A 16,104-nucleotide genomic window follows, 5' to 3' on the forward strand; every position below is an offset into this window, starting at 1 on the left:
GGGGGCACCGCGACCGGCGCTGGGGGCTCGCTACTTCTTGGCAGCGGCAGCCTTGCCGAAGCGGGCCTCGAAGCGGGCCACGCGGCCACCGGTGTCGAGGATCTTCTGCTTGCCCGTGTAGAACGGGTGGCACTCGGAGCAGACCTCGGCACGGATGGTGCCGCTGGAGATCGTGCTGCGGGTGGTGAACGACGCGCCGCAGGTGCAGCTGACCTGCGTCTCGACGTACTCGGGGTGGATGTCGCGCTTCAAGGTGTCTCCTAGTTTCGGGAGGGCGCCGGGTCGCTGCCGCGGGCTGCGAAAGCGTGAACCGGAACCGACGTATCAGTCTGCCAGCACTGACCGCATCTCCCAAAACCAGGGGGTGCCCCCTGGTATTCCCGGGGCTCCGCCCAGCCGCCCTGGCCACCCCAGCTACGGGCCGCCGCGCCACCCTGGCTGGGGGCCGCCGCGCCGCCCTAGCTGCGGGCAGGCGTGCCGCCAGGGGCGGCACGGGTGGGCGCAGGCGGCACCCTGCGAGCGCCGGTAAGCGCGACCCCGGCCCGGCCGGCACGCACCATGGGGTGCCTCGTAATCGCCGTAGGCGTGTACCGCGCCATCGTGGCTGGTCGCGCAGTTCCACGCGCCCCTTTAATGCTCGCCGGTGGTCACCACATCACCCGCATCCCCCGTCGCCGTCCCCTTCGTCGCCGACCTCGGTATCGGCCTGTCGGCCTTCAAGGCGGTCCAGACCTGCTGGGCCTTCTTCTCGTCCACCAGCACCCGGTTCAAGTCCGCCGGGTCGTACTGGACGGGCATCGTGACCATGGTCATGTTCTTGGAGCTGATGCCCTTGAGCCCGCCGGCGAACGAGGCGAGGTCCTTGACCGAGTCGAGGTCGGAGTCGGTGGTGATGGCGTCCGTGGCGGTGTCGGCCAGGTCGTACAGCTTCTTGGGATTGGTGAAGAGCCCGACGTCCTTCACCTGCTCCAGCAACGCCTTGATGAAGGCCTGCTGGAGCTGGATGCGCCCGAGATCCGAGCCGTCGCCCACCCCGTGCCGGGTGCGGACGAGACCGAGGGCCTGCTCGCCGTCGAGGGTGTGCTCACCGGCCTTGAGTTTGAGATGGCTGTCGGGGTCGTCGATGTCCTTGGTGGTCGTGATGTCGACACCACCGAGGACATCGATCAGCTTCTCGAAGCCCGCGAAGTCGACCTCCAGGTAGTGGTCCATACGGATGCCGCTCATGGACTCGACCGTCTTGACCGCGCACGCGGCGCCACCGGTGGTGTACGCGGAGTTGAACATCACGTCGGAGGCGGCCGGGTAGTTGTTGCCCTTGGTGTCCGTGCACTGGGGCCGGTCGACGAGCGTGTCCCGGGGTATGGAGACCACGCTGGCCCTCTTGTGGCCCTCGTAGACGTGGACGACCATCGCGGTGTCGGAGCGGGCGCTGCCGTCGTCGACACCCCCGCCCAGCTTCTTGTTGCTGCCCGACCGGGTGTCCGAGCCCAGGACGAGGATGTCCTCGGAGCCGTTGTCGACGTTCTCGGGCCGGTCGGTGCCGAGGGCCTGGTTGATGTCGACGCTCTTGAGGTTGCCGTTGAGCTTGAAATACAGGTAACCGGCGCCTGTGCCGCCGAGGACGAAGATGCCGGCGGCGGTCCAGACAGTGACCCTCAGCGCCCTGCTGTGCGGGCCTTGGGGCTTGCGGCGGCGCCCCTTGGCCGCGCGGTGCCGCGGCCCCTGGCTGCCGGACAGCCCTGATGTGCTCTCGGCGGACATGTGGCTCCCGGTCCTCTTCCCGTCGTGTTCCCGCTCGGATTACCCCCTGTGCTCAGGCCCAGGCCTGTCGGGTCGGATGTGGCCGTACCGCTCCATGGTCACTCCGATCGGTCAGACGGGATAACTCGGGAACGGGTTGCACAAGGGATGTACAACGAACGGTGCCCATCGCGTAAAGAGCGATGGGCACCGTGAGTGACCGATGAGCCCGGTGAGCCGGGGCTCACCTGGTGTTTCAGCCGAGAAATCAGCCGAGCAGGTCGTACTGACCGTAACCGGTTCCGAGGGAGACCCGTGCGCTGAAGATCTCGCTCGTGGCCTTGCCCGTGCCCTTGTACAGGTACAGGGTGCCGCCGGTCGTACGGGCCAGCAGATCGGCCTTGCCGTCGCCGCTGACGTCACCGGGAGTGACGATGGCGTTGAAGCCGGTCCAGCTGGAGCGGACCTTGATCCGGGTGGCGAAGGCGCCCGTGCCGGACTTGCCGTTGCCCTTGTAGAGGTAGATGTTCGAGCCGGTCTTGGTACGGGCGATCAGATCGGCCTTGCCGTCGCCGTTGAAGTCGCCGTGGCCGACGACCGCGTTGTACTGGTTCCAGCCCGTGCCGACCTTCACCCGGGTCGAGAAGGAGCCGTTGCCCTTGCCCGGGTAGATCCACAGGGCGCCGCCGGAGTCGACCGAGAGGAGGTCGGGCAGGGCGTCACCGGTGACGTCACCGGGGGTGACGATCCGGGTGCGGGTCGCCCAGTTGTCGAAGATCCGCGTGGTCGTCCAGGTCTTGGACGACGGCACGTAGCGGCGCCAGAAGACATCGCCGTCGGAGCCGCGGCGCAGCACGTAGTCCTGGTAGCCGTCCCGGTTGAGGTCGGTCTGCTGGACGAGGTTGTAGCCCTTCCAGCTGCCGTACGAGTTCAGGGACTCGCGCGAGGCGAGCGAGGAGCCCTTGGAGTCGCGGACGTAGCCGGTGCCGGTCGACTTCTCGCGCAGGAAGACATCGGCCCAGCCGTCCCGGCTGATGCTGGTGTCGTCGACACGCGGGTAGGCCGCGCCGACGTACTTGCTGACCTTGGCGAAGACAGGGTAGGCGCCCTTGGCCACACAGTCCGTGACGCCCCAGGAGACCACGCCGATGATCTTGCCGTTGACGACGAGCGGGCCGCCGGAGTCACCGTTGCAGCTGGCCGTGGTGGTGGCGTCGGTCCCGCCGGCGGGCTTGCCCGCGCACACCATGTGGCCCTTGATGAAGTAGCTGCCCCAGGTGTTCGCACAGGTCGTGTCGCTGACGACGGGCAGGGTCGCCGTCTTCAGCGTCTGCGAGATCTCGTCGCTGGTGGAGCTGGTACGGCCCCAGCCGTAGACCTTGGCCTGCGTTCCGGCCGCGTACGAGGCCGTGTCGCTCGACGACGTCATCCTCAGCGGAGTGGCCTTGACCGGCGCCGAGAGCGTCAGGACGGCGATGTCGTTGTCGATGGCCTCCTCGTTGTACGAGGAGTGGTTCCACTGGCGCGACACCTTGCTGACCGTGCCGCCGTGGTAGTCCATGTGGTTCAGGCTGCCGTCGTCGTTGTAGACGGCGGTGGGCAGCTGGTCGGTGCCGGTCACGACGGCGCCGTACTTGGCCCAGTTGTAGTTGTTCTTGTCGACGCAGTGCGCCGCGGTGAGGATCTTCGTCGGCGAGACGACCGAACCGCCACAGAAGAAGCCGAGGCCGGTGGTGTCGTCGTAGTACCAGAGCTGCGCCATCCAGGGCGCCGCCGAGATGGTGGTCTCCGACCCACCGATGATCTGCGCGCTGGGCGTCAGACCTTCCGAGTCCTCGTTCTCGGACGACGCGGACGACTCCGCGGGCGTCCGCGAGGCGGAGACATCGGCGGTGTCGTCAGCCGCCATGGCGGAGGCGACCAGCTCGTCCACCGAACTGGCGGACGACGCACTGGCCGCCTCGACGGACGACAGCACGAGAGCCCCGGCTACGACACCCACAACAGCGCCGGACAGGGATCTACCCACTCAATTCCCCCCAAGAGGCACAACAGTTGATCACAAACACAAGACCGTGATCGTACACGTGCCCGAACAACAAACTGGGGCCACCCTCACAAAGAGGATGACCCCAGCACGCCCAGGGGCGCGGGGAACTGCGCGATCAACCACGGACAACCCGCAGCCGACAAAGCACAGAACCCCCCGAGCTACTAGTCGCTACTAGTCGCCCTTAATCCCCATTCCCAGGCGCAGGCGTAGTCTTCTGAATCTGCATCAGGAACTCCGCGTTGGACTTCGTCTGCTTCATCTTGTCCAGCAGCAGCTCAACCGCCTGCTGCTGATCAAGCGCGTGCAGCACCCGCCGCAGCTTCCAGACGATGGCGAGCTCGTCACTGGCGAGCAGGATCTCTTCCTTACGCGTACCGGACGCGTCCACGTCCACCGCGGGGAAGATCCGCTTGTCCGCGAGCTTCCGATCGAGCTTCAGCTCGGCGTTACCCGTGCCCTTGAACTCCTCGAAGATCACCTCGTCCATGCGGGACCCGGTGTCCACCAGCGCGGTCGCGAGGATGGTCAGCGAACCGCCGTCCTCGATGTTCCGCGCCGCACCGAAGAACCGCTTCGGCGGGTACAGCGCCGTCGAGTCGACACCACCGGACAGGATGCGGCCGGAGGCGGGCGCGGCCAGGTTGTACGCACGGCCCAGACGCGTGATCGAGTCGAGCAGCACGACCACGTCGTGGCCCAGCTCCACCAGTCGCTTGGCACGCTCGATGGCCAGCTCGGCGACCGTCGTGTGGTCCTCGGCCGGGCGGTCGAAGGTCGAGGAGATGACCTCGCCCTTGACCGACCGCTGCATGTCGGTGACCTCTTCCGGACGCTCGTCGACAAGGACGACCATCAGGTGGCACTCGGGGTTGTTGTGCGTGATCGCGTTGGCGATCGCCTGCATGATCATGGTCTTACCGGTCTTCGGCGGGGCCACGATCAGACCGCGCTGGCCCTTACCGATGGGCGAGACCAGGTCGATGATGCGGGTGGTGAGCACGCCCGGGTCGGTCTCCAGACGGAGCCGGTCCTGCGGGTAGAGCGGCGTCAGCTTGTTGAACTCCGGGCGGCCGCGGCCGTGTTCGGGCGCCATGCCGTTGACGGAGTCCAGGCGGACGAGGGCGTTGAACTTCTCGCGGCGCTCGCCCTCCTTCGGCTGACGGACCGCGCCGGTGACGTGGTCGCCCTTGCGCAGGCCGTTCTTGCGGACCTGGGCGAGGGAGACGTACACGTCGTTCGGGCCGGGCAGGTAGCCGGAGGTGCGGATGAACGCGTAGTTGTCGAGGATGTCGAGGATGCCCGCGACGGGGATCAGGACATCGTCCTCGGCGAGCTGCGGCTCGGCGCCCATCTCGTCACGGCCCCGACGCCCACGACGGTCGCGGTAGCGGCCGCGACGGCCACGACGCCCACCCGCCTCATCGTCGTAGCCGTCGTCCTGCGGCCCGTTGTCCCGCTGGCGGTCCTGACGGTCCTGACGGTCCTGTCGGCCGCCCTGCTGCTGGCCCTGCTGGCCGCGGTCGCGCTGCTGCTGACCGCCGCCCTGCTGGTCGTCCTTGCCCCGGCGGCCGTCACGGTCACCGCGGTCGCGGTCCCGGCCGCGCTCACGGCGGTCACGGCGGCCCTGGCGGCCGTCGCCGTCGGCGTCCTTGGCGGTGTCGGCCTGCGGCTGCGCGGCGGCCTGGGGCTGCGTCTGGGCGGGGGTCTCCGCCTTGGGCTCGGTCTTGGCCTCGGCGGTGACCGTCTCGGGGCTGCCCGCCTCGGCGGTGGCACGGCGACGACGGCGCTCGGCGGGCGGCTCGGCGTCTCCGGCCGGCTGGCCGGGGATCTCGATCTGCTGCTGGGCCACGGCCTGCTCGGCCTTGTCGGCGGCGGGCGCCGCGGCCTTCTTCGCGGCCTTCTCGGCGGCGGGGGCGGCGTCGTCGCCCGTACGGGCCTTGGAGGTGGCGCGGCGCTTGGGCTTGGTCTCGGCGGCGGTCTCCGCCTTGGGAGCCGCAGCACCCCCCTGGGCCTGCGCCTCCTTGATGACCTCGATCAGCTGGCTCTTGCGCATCCGCGCGGTGCCCCTGATGCCGAGGCCGGATGCGACCTGCTGCAGCTCGGCCAGCACCATGCCCTCAAGGCCGGTGCCACGGCGCCGCCGGGAGCCGGCACCGCTGGCAGGCGCGGCGTCCGTGGCGGGCGCGGCAGCGGTCTCCTCGACACGTGCGCCCATCAGATCGGTGGTGTCGCTCACGAAGGGTCCTTCCCTGGAGCGGACGTCGGCCTTCTGGCTCGGCGACCGGTTGTGCTGTCCGGCTTCGGCCCTGTTCGGGTGGGCCGTGCCGGGGCGGTGGTCCGCCACAGCGGCGGAGGAAAATTTGCTGGTGATTCGGCGCTTACGGGGCCGTGGCACTCGGTGTCTGTGTCACGCGGCTCGGTCACGCCGGTTCCGGAGCCTCATCGGCAGACCGCTCAGAGCCTGCGTACGGCGTACAGCTTGACGTACGAAGCACAGTGCGGCTGGGGAGACTCCCGGAAGAATGGTTGTCCCTGACGGGGACGACAAGCACCATGCCATGGCTGGGGCAGGTGCAGACTTGAGATTAACACTACCGGAACCAACAAACATTCCCCCTCTCGAAATCCGGCAACCGTGCGCCCCCTACTCGCCGCCGCCGTGGGCGCCGGGTTCGGTGGCGCTGGTGGTGAGCGGCAGGACGCACGCCCCTCGGGCGTCGAGGTCCAGCCGGTTGGCGGCCCAGCCCTCGCCGGCGAGGTGGGCGACCTTGTCGGCGCTGGCCTCGTCGGCCAGGGCCAGGACCGTGGGTCCGGCGCCGGAGATGACCGCCGGGACGCCGTCGGCCCGCAGGCGCTCGACCAGGGCCGCGCTCTCCGGCATGGCGGGCGCCCGGTACTCCTGGTGCAGCCGGTCCTCGGTGGCGGGCAGCAGCAACTCGGGGCGCCTGGTCAGGGCTTCGACGAGCAGGGCGGCCCGGCCGGCGTTGGTGGCCGCGTCGACGTGCGGGACGGTGCGCGGGAGCAGTCCGCGCGCCGTCTGAGTGAGAACGGGCTTTCCGGGGACGAAAACCACCGGAACGATGGAATCCGCGGCATCCATCCTGATCGCCCGCGCGGAGCCGCCCTCCATCCAGGAGAGCGTGAAGCCGCCGAGGAGGCAGGCCGCGACATTGTCGGGGTGGCCCTCGATCTCGGTGGCGAGTTCGAGCAGCGCGGTGTCGTCGAGGCGGTTCTCCCCGCCTATGGTCACGGCGCGGGCGGCGACGATTCCGGCGCAGATGGCGGCAGAGGAGGAGCCGAGGCCGCGGCCGTGCGGGATGCGGTTGGCGCAGACGATCTCCAGGCCCCGGGGCTGGCCGCCCAGCAGGTCGAAGGCGGTGCGCAGGGACCGTACGAGGAGGTGCTTCTCGTCACGCGGGAGGGTTTCGCTGCCCTCGCCCGCGATGTCGATGTGCAGCCCGGAGTCGGCCACCCGGACGACGACGTCGTCGTAGAGCCCCAGCGACAGACCGAAGGCGTCGAAGCCCGGGCCGAGGTTGGCGCTGGTGGCGGGGACGCGCACCCGTACGGCGGCGGCGCGGAACGCTGGACCGGCCATCGCTCGATGACTCTCCTTGAACTGCGGGATTGACGATTGTCGAATGACATTCGATGACGTGCGGGAGAACCCTGCGGCCGTTCGGGGACGGCGCGGCGCCGCGCCCTTGCTGGGCATATGCAGCGGGCGGGTTCGGTACAGCCTATCGAAGGAAGGTTCTGTCGCGACATAGGGCGCACAGGAGGCGCACGATGCGTGTCGTAAGCCCCCTGTGCACCCCCTGTCGGGTCCTGTCAGGGTTATCCCCCGTGAAACGCCGTCTACGCGCGGCTCGCAGGCTGTTTCGAACTGTTTCCCGAGCGCCCCGGGGCTCACTCCGGGGCGCTCGGGGCAAGGACCAGGACCCTAGACGAGGCCGAGGCGCTCGGCGGCCGTGGCGGCGTCGACGGGGACGGTGACGGGCTGCGGGGCGCCCGCGACGGCCCAGTCGGGGTCCTTCAGACCGTTGCCGGTGACCGTGCAGACGATGGTCTGGCCCGGGTCGACCTTGCCGGCCTCGGCGGCCTTCAGCAGACCGGCGACGGAGGCGGCGGAGGCGGGCTCCACGAAGACACCCTCCTGAGCGGCCAACAGCCGGTAGGCGCGCAGGATCTCACGGTCCGTCACCTCGTCGATGAGACCGCCGGACTCGTCCCGCGCGGCCAGCGCGTACTGCCAGGAGGCGGGGTTGCCGATGCGGATCGCGGTGGCGATGGTCGAGGGGTCCTTGACGACCTCGCCGCGCACGATCGGCGCGGAGCCGGAGGCCTGGAAGCCCCACATGCGCGGGGTCTTGGCGGCGATGCCGTCGGCGGCGTACTCCTTGTAGCCCTTCCAGTACGCCGTGATGTTGCCCGCGTTGCCGACCGGGAGGACATGGATGTCGGGGGCGTCGCCGAGCATGTCCACGATCTCGAAGGCGGCGGTCTTCTGGCCCTCGATACGCACCGGGTTGACCGAATTGACCAGCGCCACCGGGTAGTTGTCGCTGAGTTCACGCGCGAGGGTGAGGCAGTCGTCGAAGTTGCCGTCGACCTGGAGGATCTTCGCGCCGTGCACGAGGGCCTGGCCCATCTTGCCCAGCGCGATCTTGCCCTGCGGGACGAGCACGGCGGAGACCATGCCCGCGCGGACCGCGTAGGCGGCCGCGGAGGCAGAGGTGTTGCCCGTGGAGGCACAGATGACGGCCTTCGCGCCCTCTTCCTTCGCACGGGTGATGGCCATGGTCATGCCCCGGTCCTTGAAGGACCCGGTGGGGTTGGCGCCCTCGACCTTGAGGTGGACCTCGCAGCCCGTGCGCTCGGAGAGCACCTGCGCGGGCACGAGGGGCGTACCGCCCTCGCGGAGCGTCACGACCGGCGTGGTGTCGGAGACGGGCAGCCGGTCCCGGTACTCCTCGATGATTCCGCGCCACTGGTGGGTCATTGCTGGTTACTCTCCTTCAACCCGCATGATGCTGGCGACACCCCGAACGGTGTCGAGGTTGCGCAGCGCCTCGACGGTCCCGGTGAGGGAGGCGTCGGAGGCGCGGTGGGTGACGACGACGAGAGAGGCCTCGCCATCCTTGCCCTGCTGGCGAACCGTATCGATCGACACACCGTGCTCCGCGAACACGGTCGCCACCTGGGCGAGAACTCCCGGTTTGTCCGCCACGTCGAGGCTGATGTGGTAGCGCGTGACGACATCGCCCATGGGCGAGACGGGCAGTGCCGCGTACGCGGACTCGCCGGGCCCGGTGCCTCCGTTGAGGCGGTTGCGGCACACCGCGACGAGGTCGCCGAGGACGGCGGAGGCGGTGGGGGCGCCGCCCGCGCCGGGCCCGTAGAACATCAGCTGCCCGGCGGCGTCGGACTCGACGAACACGGCGTTGTACGCGCCGCGCACCGAGGCGAGGGGGTGGGTCAGCGGAATCATCGCGGGGTGCACGCGCGCGGTGACCGATCCCCCGTCGGCCGCCCGCTCACAGATGGCGAGCAGCTTGATGGTGCAGCCCATCTCCTTGGCGGAGGCGAAGTCGGCGGCGGTGACCTCGGTCATGCCCTCGCGATAGACGTCGTCGAGGCGCACGCGCGTGTGGAAGGCGATTCCGGCGAGGATCGCGGCCTTGGCGGCGGCGTCGAAGCCCTCGACGTCGGCGGTCGGGTCGGCCTCGGCGTATCCCAGCGCGGTGGCCTCGTCGAGGGCCTCCTGATATCCGGCGCCCGTCGAGTCCATCTTGTCGAGGATGAAGTTGGTGGTCCCGTTCACGATCCCCATCACCCGGTTGATCTTGTCGCCGGCGAGGGACTCGCGCAGCGGGCGGATCAGCGGGATGGCACCGGCGACGGCGGCCTCGTAGTAGAGGTCCGCGTCGTGCTCCTCGGCGGCGGCGTGCAGGGCGGCGCCGTCCTGGGCGAGAAGGGCCTTGTTGGCGGAGACGACGGAGGCGCCGTACTCGAAGGCGGTGGTGATGAGGGTGCGGGCGGGCTCGATACCGCCGATGACCTCGACGACGACGTCGATGTCGCCGCGTTTGACGAGCGCGGTGGCGTCGGTGGTGACGAGGGACGGGTCGATGCCGTCCCGCACCTTGGAGGGCCGCCGTACGGCGACCCCCGCCAGCTCCACCGGCGCGCCGATCCTCGCTGTGAGGTCGTCGGCGTGCGTCGTCATGATGCGCGCCACCTCTGAGCCGACAACCCCACAGCCCAGCAGCGCCACCTTCAGCGGACGCGTACGCATCATCCGACCTCGTTTCCTCACATACCGAACACGGTTGGACCAGTCTCACTCACCGGACGGGACTTTCTACCCTTGGTCCGGATCGTGAGACATCTATTTCATTTTCTCAGGGCCGGAAGACGGAGATCTTTCGGCCCAGGGGTTCTTACGTCGCTGATGTGGGTCAGCCGACGTCGAGACGGAGCAGATCCTCCTCCGTCTCGCGCCGGACGATCACCCGCGCCTCACCATCATTGACGGCGACGACCGGCGGCCGCAGCGCGTGGTTGTAATTGCTCGCCATGGAACGGCAGTACGCGCCGGTGGCGGGGACGGCGATGAGGTCACCCGGTGCCAGGTCGGCGGGCAGGAACGCGTCCTTGACGACGATGTCCCCGCTCTCGCAGTGCTTGCCGACGACCCGGGCGAGCATGGGCTCGGCGTCGGAGGTGCGGGAGACGAGGGCGACGCTGTACTCGGCGTCGTAAAGGGCCGTCCGGATGTTGTCGGACATCCCTCCGTCCACGGACACATACGTCCGCAGGCCGTCCAGCGGCTTGATGGTGCCGACCTCGTAGAGCGTGAAGGCGGTGGGCCCGACGATGGCGCGGCCGGGCTCGACGGAGATACGGGGCGTCCGCAGCCGGGCGCTCTCGCACTCCCTGCTCACGATCTCGGTGAGCGCCTTGGCGATCTCGTGCGGCTCTCGGGGGTCGTCGTCGCTGGTGTACGCGATACCGAGGCCGCCGCCGAGGTCGATCTCGGGGAGTTCGACGCCGTGCTCGTCGCGGACCTCCTTCAGCAGCCCGACGACGCGGTGGGCGGCGACCTCGAAGCCGGAGGTGTCGAAGATCTGCGAGCCGATGTGGGAGTGGATGCCGATGAGCTCCAGCCCGTCGAGCTTGAGGGCCCGCCGTACGGCCTCGGCGGCCTGTCCGCCCGCCAGCGGAATCCCGAACTTCTGATCCTCGTGAGCGGTGGCGATGAACTCATGGGTGTGGGCCTCGACGCCGACGGTGACGCGGATCTGCACGCGCTGCCGCTTGCCGAGGGACTGGGCGATGTGCGCGACCCGCACGATCTCCTGGAAGGAGTCGAGGACGATCCGTCCGACGCCGGCCTCTATGGCCCGGTGGATCTCCTCCGTGGACTTGTTGTTGCCGTGGAAGGCGATGCGGTCGGCGGGCATGCCCGCGGAGAGGGCGGTGGCGAGTTCGCCGCCGGAGCAGACGTCGAGGTTGAGCCCTTCCTCATGCAGCCAGCGGACGACGGCCCGGCTGAGGAACGCCTTGCCGGCGTAGAAGACGTCGGCGTCCGGCCCGAACGCCGTACGCCAGGCGCGCGCCCGGGCGCGGAAGTCGGCCTCGTCGAGGAAGTAGGCCGGGGTGCCGTGCTGTTCGGCGAGGGTCTTGACGTCGAGGCCGCCGACGGTGACGACCCCCTCGGCGTCACGGCTGACCGTCCGCGCCCACACCTTCGGGTCGAGCGTGTTGAGGTCGGCGGGCGGGGCGGCATAGTGCCCCTCGGGCAGCACATCGGCGTGACGGGGCCCGGCGGGGTGTGCGGAACGGCTCATGACTGGTGTGGGCTCTTTCTGACTCTGGGCTCTGGGCGGTGGCCTGCCGCTTCGGCTGAGGCCGGTGGGGCTTCGATGCTCGTCGCTCGTCGGGCTGGGCTCGCTCGCTCAGAGGTGTTCGGGGGCGTCGATGCCGAGCAGGGACAGGCCGCCGGCCAGCACCGTCCCGGCGGCTTCGGCAAGCGCCAGCCGGGCGCGGTGGGCGGCCGAGGGTTTCTCGTCGCCGCGCGGCAACACCGTGGGCTGAAAGCCGAGCAGCGCGTCGGCGACGACGACCAACTGCCGGGCGAGCCGATCCGGGGCACGCAGGGTGGCCGCCCGGGCGAGGGCGTGGGGGTATTCGGTGAGGGCGGTGAGGAGGGGGGTGGTGGGGTCTGGGGGGAGGTTCGGGGTGGTGGTGTGCGGGGCGCGGGGGGCGTGCGGGGCGTCGCCGTATGGGTCGCCCGGGGTGGCGGTGAAGCCGAGGGCGGCGGCGTTGCGGGTGAGGGCGCGGGCCCGGGCGTGGGCGTAACGGACGCGGAAGAGGGGGTTGCTCACGCGCTGCACGAGGAGCTCCGCGGTGATACGGGGCCGGTCGTGGGTGGCGGTGTGCAGCAGGGCCCAGCGGAGGGCGTCCGGGCCGAGGGGGGTGGGGTCCTCGGGGGCGGGGACGGGGCGGACGTCGATCGGGGCGCCGGACCCGTCGGGCCGGGTGTGGGTGTGGGTGTGGTCGATCTCGGCGCGGGCGCCCTGGGTGGCGATGATCCGTACGAGTGCGTCGGCGACGACCTCCGCCCGGATGTCGTACGGGACGCGCAGCCGGACCACCTGCCCGGCGAGGGCGTGGCTGTGGCCGTAGGGGAGGTGACCGTCCGCGTCGGTGTCCGTGCAGGCGGCTGGCCCCTGGTCACGGTGGATTCCACGAAACCCACGGGATTCACAGAACTCATGGAACTCATGGGACTCACCGCATCCGTCGCGGGCGCCCTGGATACGGCGTACGAGGTCGGCGACGGTGGCCCGGGTGAGGTGGATGTTGAGGAAACCGGGGCCGGTGATCTCGACGGCGGCGACGCCTTCGGTGCGGCTGAGGTGGGGCCGGAGGATCTCGGCGACCTGGAGGGGGGACCGCTTGGCGGGCCGGGCGAGCTGGAGGGCGATGTTGGTGGCGTAGTCACCGCTGCCGCCGGGCCCCGGCGGGGTGACCACGGCTCGTGCGGGCACCGCCACGCTCAGTTCCCCCTGGTCGACAGCGCGACGCACCGCGTGCAGCACGGTGCGGGACAGCTCGACAGGGGTCACGGGACAAGCGTATGGGAGGAGGGGGGTGGGTATGCGAGCCGGTTTGCCCTGGGGTCCGGGATGTGGACGGGACCCTTTGGGCGGAGGTCAGTTGCCGGGGTGTCCGGCGCGCTCGGAGCCGCCGGCGGTGCCGCGCGTGGGCGCCCCCGCGCCGATCCCGCTCCCGAGCCGCGAGGCGGGGTCGGAGTCGCCCCGCTCCGCCAACTGCCGTACGAGGGCGACGAGTTCGGAGGGTTCGAAGGGTTTGGCGAGGAAGGCGTCGACGCCGACGTCGAGCCCGGCCTCGACCTCGTACTGGGTGCAGGCGCTGACGATGACGAGGGGGAGCCGGGAGGTGCGGGGGTCGGCGCGGAGGTGGGCGGCGGTACGGATACCGTCGAGCCGGGGCATCACCACATCGAGGGTGATCACATCGGGGCACACCTGATGAACGACGTCCAGACACTCGGCACCGTCGGCCGCGGTCACCACCTCGAAGCCCTCCAGTTCGAGGTTGACCCTGATCAGCTGCCGGATGACCTTGTTGTCGTCCACAACAAGCACCCGGCCGGACGCGCCTGGCACACCTTGAGAGTAGGTCGGTGACCACCGCCGCGTCCGGGTTTTCCCCTACTTCCACCCCCTACGGGCGACCTCCCCACCTCGCCCCGCCCGCACCCCGCAAAACCCGTTCATGATCTCCCCCGCAGAGCTGGTAGGGTTCTACCCGTCGCCGCCACACAAGGCACCGACAAAGCCCCCGTAGCTCAGGGGATAGAGCAACGGCCTCCGGAGCCGTGTGCGCAGGTTCGAATCCTGCCGGGGGCACTGCAGGTCAGAGGGCTAAAACGCCACCTGACCAGCGCAGATGCCAAAGCGAAGTACCCGCAGCCATATGCAGCTGAAGGCCAGCGAAAGCAGCCGTAGGACGCAGGCTGCGGGACATACGCGGGATCGGACATTGGGTTACCAAACGTCTGATCCGTTACATAGCAAGCGCCCCGAGGGTTCACCCCCGGGGCGCTTGGTGTGATCATCGTCACTCATATTCGAGCAACAGATCCTCGATTCGTTTGTTGGCCACCGCATGCCTCCCATGGAGGCACTTCGCATACCGAGCCAACAGCACCTCCACGGTGTTTCCGGCTCGCTCTGCGACCTCCGTCGGATCGACTCCGGCGTTCAGCCAGGTGGACAGCGCCGAGTGGCGCAGGTCGTACGGACGGTCCGCAAGTGGACTCGCGACGAGTTCCGGTGGCAGGCCAAGCTCTCGGGCCTCGGCCCACACGCGCGAGTAGGTCGAGGACCCGACCAGTCCGCCTCGCTCATTGAAGAAGAGTCGACCGTCATCTGCCGTGCCGAACGTGTCGATGCTGTCGCGCCAGATGGCCACGAGGGCCGGCGGCAGAGGCGTCGGACGCACCTCCTCGGGATCGCGATTCTTCAACCCGCGGTCGTCGTGGACCTCGCCCGTCTTGGTCCACTTCTTCCCTGCCGTCGGTCTGGTCCGGTGGAGGTTCGCCAGCCCCCAGCCCTCCTCGGGGAGGTGGCAGTCCTGGACCGCGACGCCGACGGTCTCCGCCGGGCGCATCCCGGCGTAGTACATGCCGGCGAACATGCCCACCAGCCGCCTGCCTCTGGCTCGGTGGTAACCGCCCACGTACGAGACAGCGCCGATCAGGTTGCCTGCCTGCTTCGGGTTCGCCACGACGCGGGGGTCAACGGCAACGATTCTTGACGGTTTCCGCATAGAAACCGAGTTGACGGGATTCTCGTCGAGCTTGCCCAGCTCCATAGCGTAGTTGAGCGCGTTGACGAGGACCTTACGCTTGCGCTTGAAGGTTTCACTCGACGCCGCTTCTCCATCGAGTTTCAACTTGATCGCTTCCAGCACTCCTCGCATAACTGCGGGACTGGCCAGATCGGCAAGCGGCGGAGAATTCCTGGCCACCCAGTCGACCACAGCTCTGACCTCTGGCGGGATTTCGCGATCTTCCGGGCCGGGAAGAACGAATGCCCAGTCCCGAAGCGCCCGCTGCATTGCTGTATCCGTCGGCCGGCCGGGCCGCTTCGGCATGAGCGCCTTTGTGACACCCGTCAGCGCCTCATTGATCTCGTCCCGATAGTTCGGCGCTGCATGCGGCCACTTCACCTTCAGATACTTCAAGGCGAAGGCGTACCAAGTGAGGGAGGGTGCCTTTTCCTCCATCGAGGGAGGGAACCCCGTCTCTGTATCGAACTGCTCCCCATTCTCCTGGGCCATGAGGAGCTGCGCGCGCAGCTTGTCGGCAAGCCCCTTAGTGCGACGCGAGCGAGATACCTCACGCCCTGCCACGACCCAGCGCACCTCATAGGTGTCCTTGCCCTGGCGCTGTTTTACCCTGACGTCCCATATCCGAACGTCGGTCGTCTTCAAGCTGCGGCTTCCTCTCTGTCATTCAGCCATTCCATAAATACGCTTCGCCAGACGCGCAACTCGCCGTTCGGAAGCTTCAGAACCGCAGGGCCCGTGCCCATCTCGCGCCACCGGTAGAAGGTTCGGCGGGATGTTCCCTTCAGCTCTGCCAGCACCTCAGGGACGGTCATCAATTCGTCACCCTTATCGCCTTTCCTCACTCAGCGTCTCCCGTGCCGAACTGCCAAAGAGCGAAGCGCCACCGCGCAACGGCCGGTAGGTCATCAAGCACGAGGAAGCATTCCGGCGGGCACGCACGGGTCCGTTTTTGGGCAGGAGGCATTGCGAAAGGGCGCATGAGGGTTCCTTACGAGTGGTGCAGAATCCAGGACAGCCTGTGGTGAGATGGCTGGCCGTTAGTACGATTGGTGCCCTTCTTGGATTTCCGGGGTCGGGTCCTGCGCGCTGAACAGGCGCTAGACGACGCCTGGGCACCAGGAAGGCGCTGTCCGCCCCAGGTCCACCGCCAAGCAGCCGGTGCGAACGACATCAATACTCCGGACGATCGCCGGTTTGGCTAACCGGCGATCGTCGGCTATGTTGCGCGCCCAGATGGGGAGGTTCACGGGCTGCTCCCAGCGGACGAAGCTCAGGAGGCCAGCCGGTACGACCGGAGACCGGGGTTTCGCCGCCAATGACGAGCACCAAGAGCCCATCGTCAGTGAGCCGGTCGAGCTTGCGAGCCAGGACGCGCTCAGAGGAGCCAACGGCTCAGGCAACCTGCCGGGTTGCAGCTCCGG

At 68.9% G+C, this 16,104-nt stretch carries 12 protein-coding genes and 1 tRNA gene; 1 reads left to right on the forward strand and 12 read right to left on the reverse strand.

The features are described from left to right. Positions 1 to 30: 30 nt before the first annotated feature. From rpmE to ACWD4G_RS23600, 10 genes are all read right to left on the reverse strand, one after another. A complete protein-coding gene (gene rpmE / locus ACWD4G_RS23555; RefSeq protein WP_030574381.1) occupies positions 31 to 252 on the reverse strand; it encodes a 50S ribosomal protein L31 in 222 nt (73 codons plus the stop codon). A 378-nt stretch (positions 253 to 630) separates the two neighbouring features. Then, positions 631 to 1,764: an LCP family protein gene (locus ACWD4G_RS23560; protein ID WP_451296415.1), complete on the reverse strand. Its 1,134-nt coding sequence runs from the start codon at positions 1,762 to 1,764 to the stop codon at positions 631 to 633. Positions 1,765 to 2,011: 247 nt separating this feature from the next. After that, positions 2,012 to 3,721: a trypsin-like serine protease gene (locus ACWD4G_RS23565; protein WP_451296662.1), complete on the reverse strand. Its 1,710-nt coding sequence runs from the start codon at positions 3,719 to 3,721 to the stop codon at positions 2,012 to 2,014. A gap of 256 nt (positions 3,722 to 3,977) precedes the next feature. Beyond that, positions 3,978 to 6,032: a transcription termination factor Rho gene (gene rho, locus ACWD4G_RS23570; RefSeq protein ID WP_451296417.1), complete on the reverse strand. Its 2,055-nt coding sequence runs from the start codon at positions 6,030 to 6,032 to the stop codon at positions 3,978 to 3,980. A 408-nt stretch (positions 6,033 to 6,440) separates the two neighbouring features. Beyond that, positions 6,441 to 7,394: a homoserine kinase gene (gene thrB / locus ACWD4G_RS23575; RefSeq protein WP_451296419.1), complete on the reverse strand. Its 954-nt coding sequence runs from the start codon at positions 7,392 to 7,394 to the stop codon at positions 6,441 to 6,443. A 345-nt stretch (positions 7,395 to 7,739) separates the two neighbouring features. After that, on the reverse strand, positions 7,740 to 8,798 hold the full coding sequence (thrC, locus tag ACWD4G_RS23580) for a threonine synthase (RefSeq protein ID WP_451296421.1): 1,059 nt from the start codon (positions 8,796 to 8,798) through the stop codon (positions 7,740 to 7,742). A 6-nt stretch (positions 8,799 to 8,804) separates the two neighbouring features. Continuing rightward, positions 8,805 to 10,097 carry a homoserine dehydrogenase gene (locus ACWD4G_RS23585; protein WP_451296423.1) on the reverse strand — a complete coding sequence of 431 codons (1,293 nt, stop codon included), beginning with the start codon at positions 10,095 to 10,097 and terminating at the stop codon, positions 8,805 to 8,807. A gap of 160 nt (positions 10,098 to 10,257) precedes the next feature. Beyond that, positions 10,258 to 11,649: a diaminopimelate decarboxylase gene (gene lysA, locus ACWD4G_RS23590; RefSeq protein WP_451296425.1), complete on the reverse strand. Its 1,392-nt coding sequence runs from the start codon at positions 11,647 to 11,649 to the stop codon at positions 10,258 to 10,260. A 108-nt stretch (positions 11,650 to 11,757) separates the two neighbouring features. After that, positions 11,758 to 12,930: an ArgS-related anticodon-binding protein NrtL gene (gene nrtL / locus ACWD4G_RS23595; RefSeq protein ID WP_451296427.1), complete on the reverse strand. Its 1,173-nt coding sequence runs from the start codon at positions 12,928 to 12,930 to the stop codon at positions 11,758 to 11,760. Between the two features lie 87 nt (positions 12,931 to 13,017). Next, positions 13,018 to 13,494, reverse strand: a complete 477-nt coding sequence (locus ACWD4G_RS23600) for a response regulator (protein ID WP_451296429.1) — start codon at positions 13,492 to 13,494, stop codon at positions 13,018 to 13,020. A 171-nt stretch (positions 13,495 to 13,665) separates the two neighbouring features. Between ACWD4G_RS23600 and ACWD4G_RS23605 the strand changes: the two genes are divergently transcribed. Then, positions 13,666 to 13,737, forward strand: a tRNA-Arg gene (locus tag ACWD4G_RS23605). A 211-nt stretch (positions 13,738 to 13,948) separates the two neighbouring features. On the opposite strand, the gene ACWD4G_RS23610 is transcribed toward ACWD4G_RS23605, so the two are convergent. Together ACWD4G_RS23610 and ACWD4G_RS23615 are read right to left on the reverse strand one after the other, a co-directional pair. Continuing rightward, entirely contained in the window at positions 13,949 to 15,325 is a 1,377-nt protein-coding gene (locus tag ACWD4G_RS23610; RefSeq protein WP_451296431.1) for a tyrosine-type recombinase/integrase, read from the reverse strand. Beyond that, the gene (locus ACWD4G_RS23615; RefSeq protein WP_451296433.1) at positions 15,322 to 15,495 is read right to left on the reverse strand and encodes a helix-turn-helix transcriptional regulator; all 174 of its coding nucleotides are present in this window, start codon (positions 15,493 to 15,495) and stop codon (positions 15,322 to 15,324) included. Before ACWD4G_RS23615 ends, ACWD4G_RS23610 begins: the two co-directional genes overlap by 4 nt. Positions 15,496 to 16,104 lie beyond the last annotated feature (609 nt).

This window comes from Streptomyces sp. NPDC002643, assembly GCF_053592555.1.

Coding starts and splice junctions, on each gene's coding strand:
- ACWD4G_RS23560 (WP_451296415.1), bottom strand. CDS start 1,764: ATGTCCGCCGAGAGCACATCAGGGCTGTCCGGCAGCCAGGGGCCGCGG.
- thrB (WP_451296419.1), bottom strand. CDS start 7,394: ATGGCCGGTCCAGCGTTCCGCGCCGCCGCCGTACGGGTGCGCGTCCCC.
- thrC (WP_451296421.1), bottom strand. CDS start 8,798: ATGACCCACCAGTGGCGCGGAATCATCGAGGAGTACCGGGACCGGCTG.
- ACWD4G_RS23585 (WP_451296423.1), bottom strand. CDS start 10,097: ATGATGCGTACGCGTCCGCTGAAGGTGGCGCTGCTGGGCTGTGGGGTT.
- lysA (WP_451296425.1), bottom strand. CDS start 11,649: ATGAGCCGTTCCGCACACCCCGCCGGGCCCCGTCACGCCGATGTGCTG.
- ACWD4G_RS23615 (WP_451296433.1), bottom strand. CDS start 15,495: ATGACCGTCCCTGAGGTGCTGGCAGAGCTGAAGGGAACATCCCGCCGA.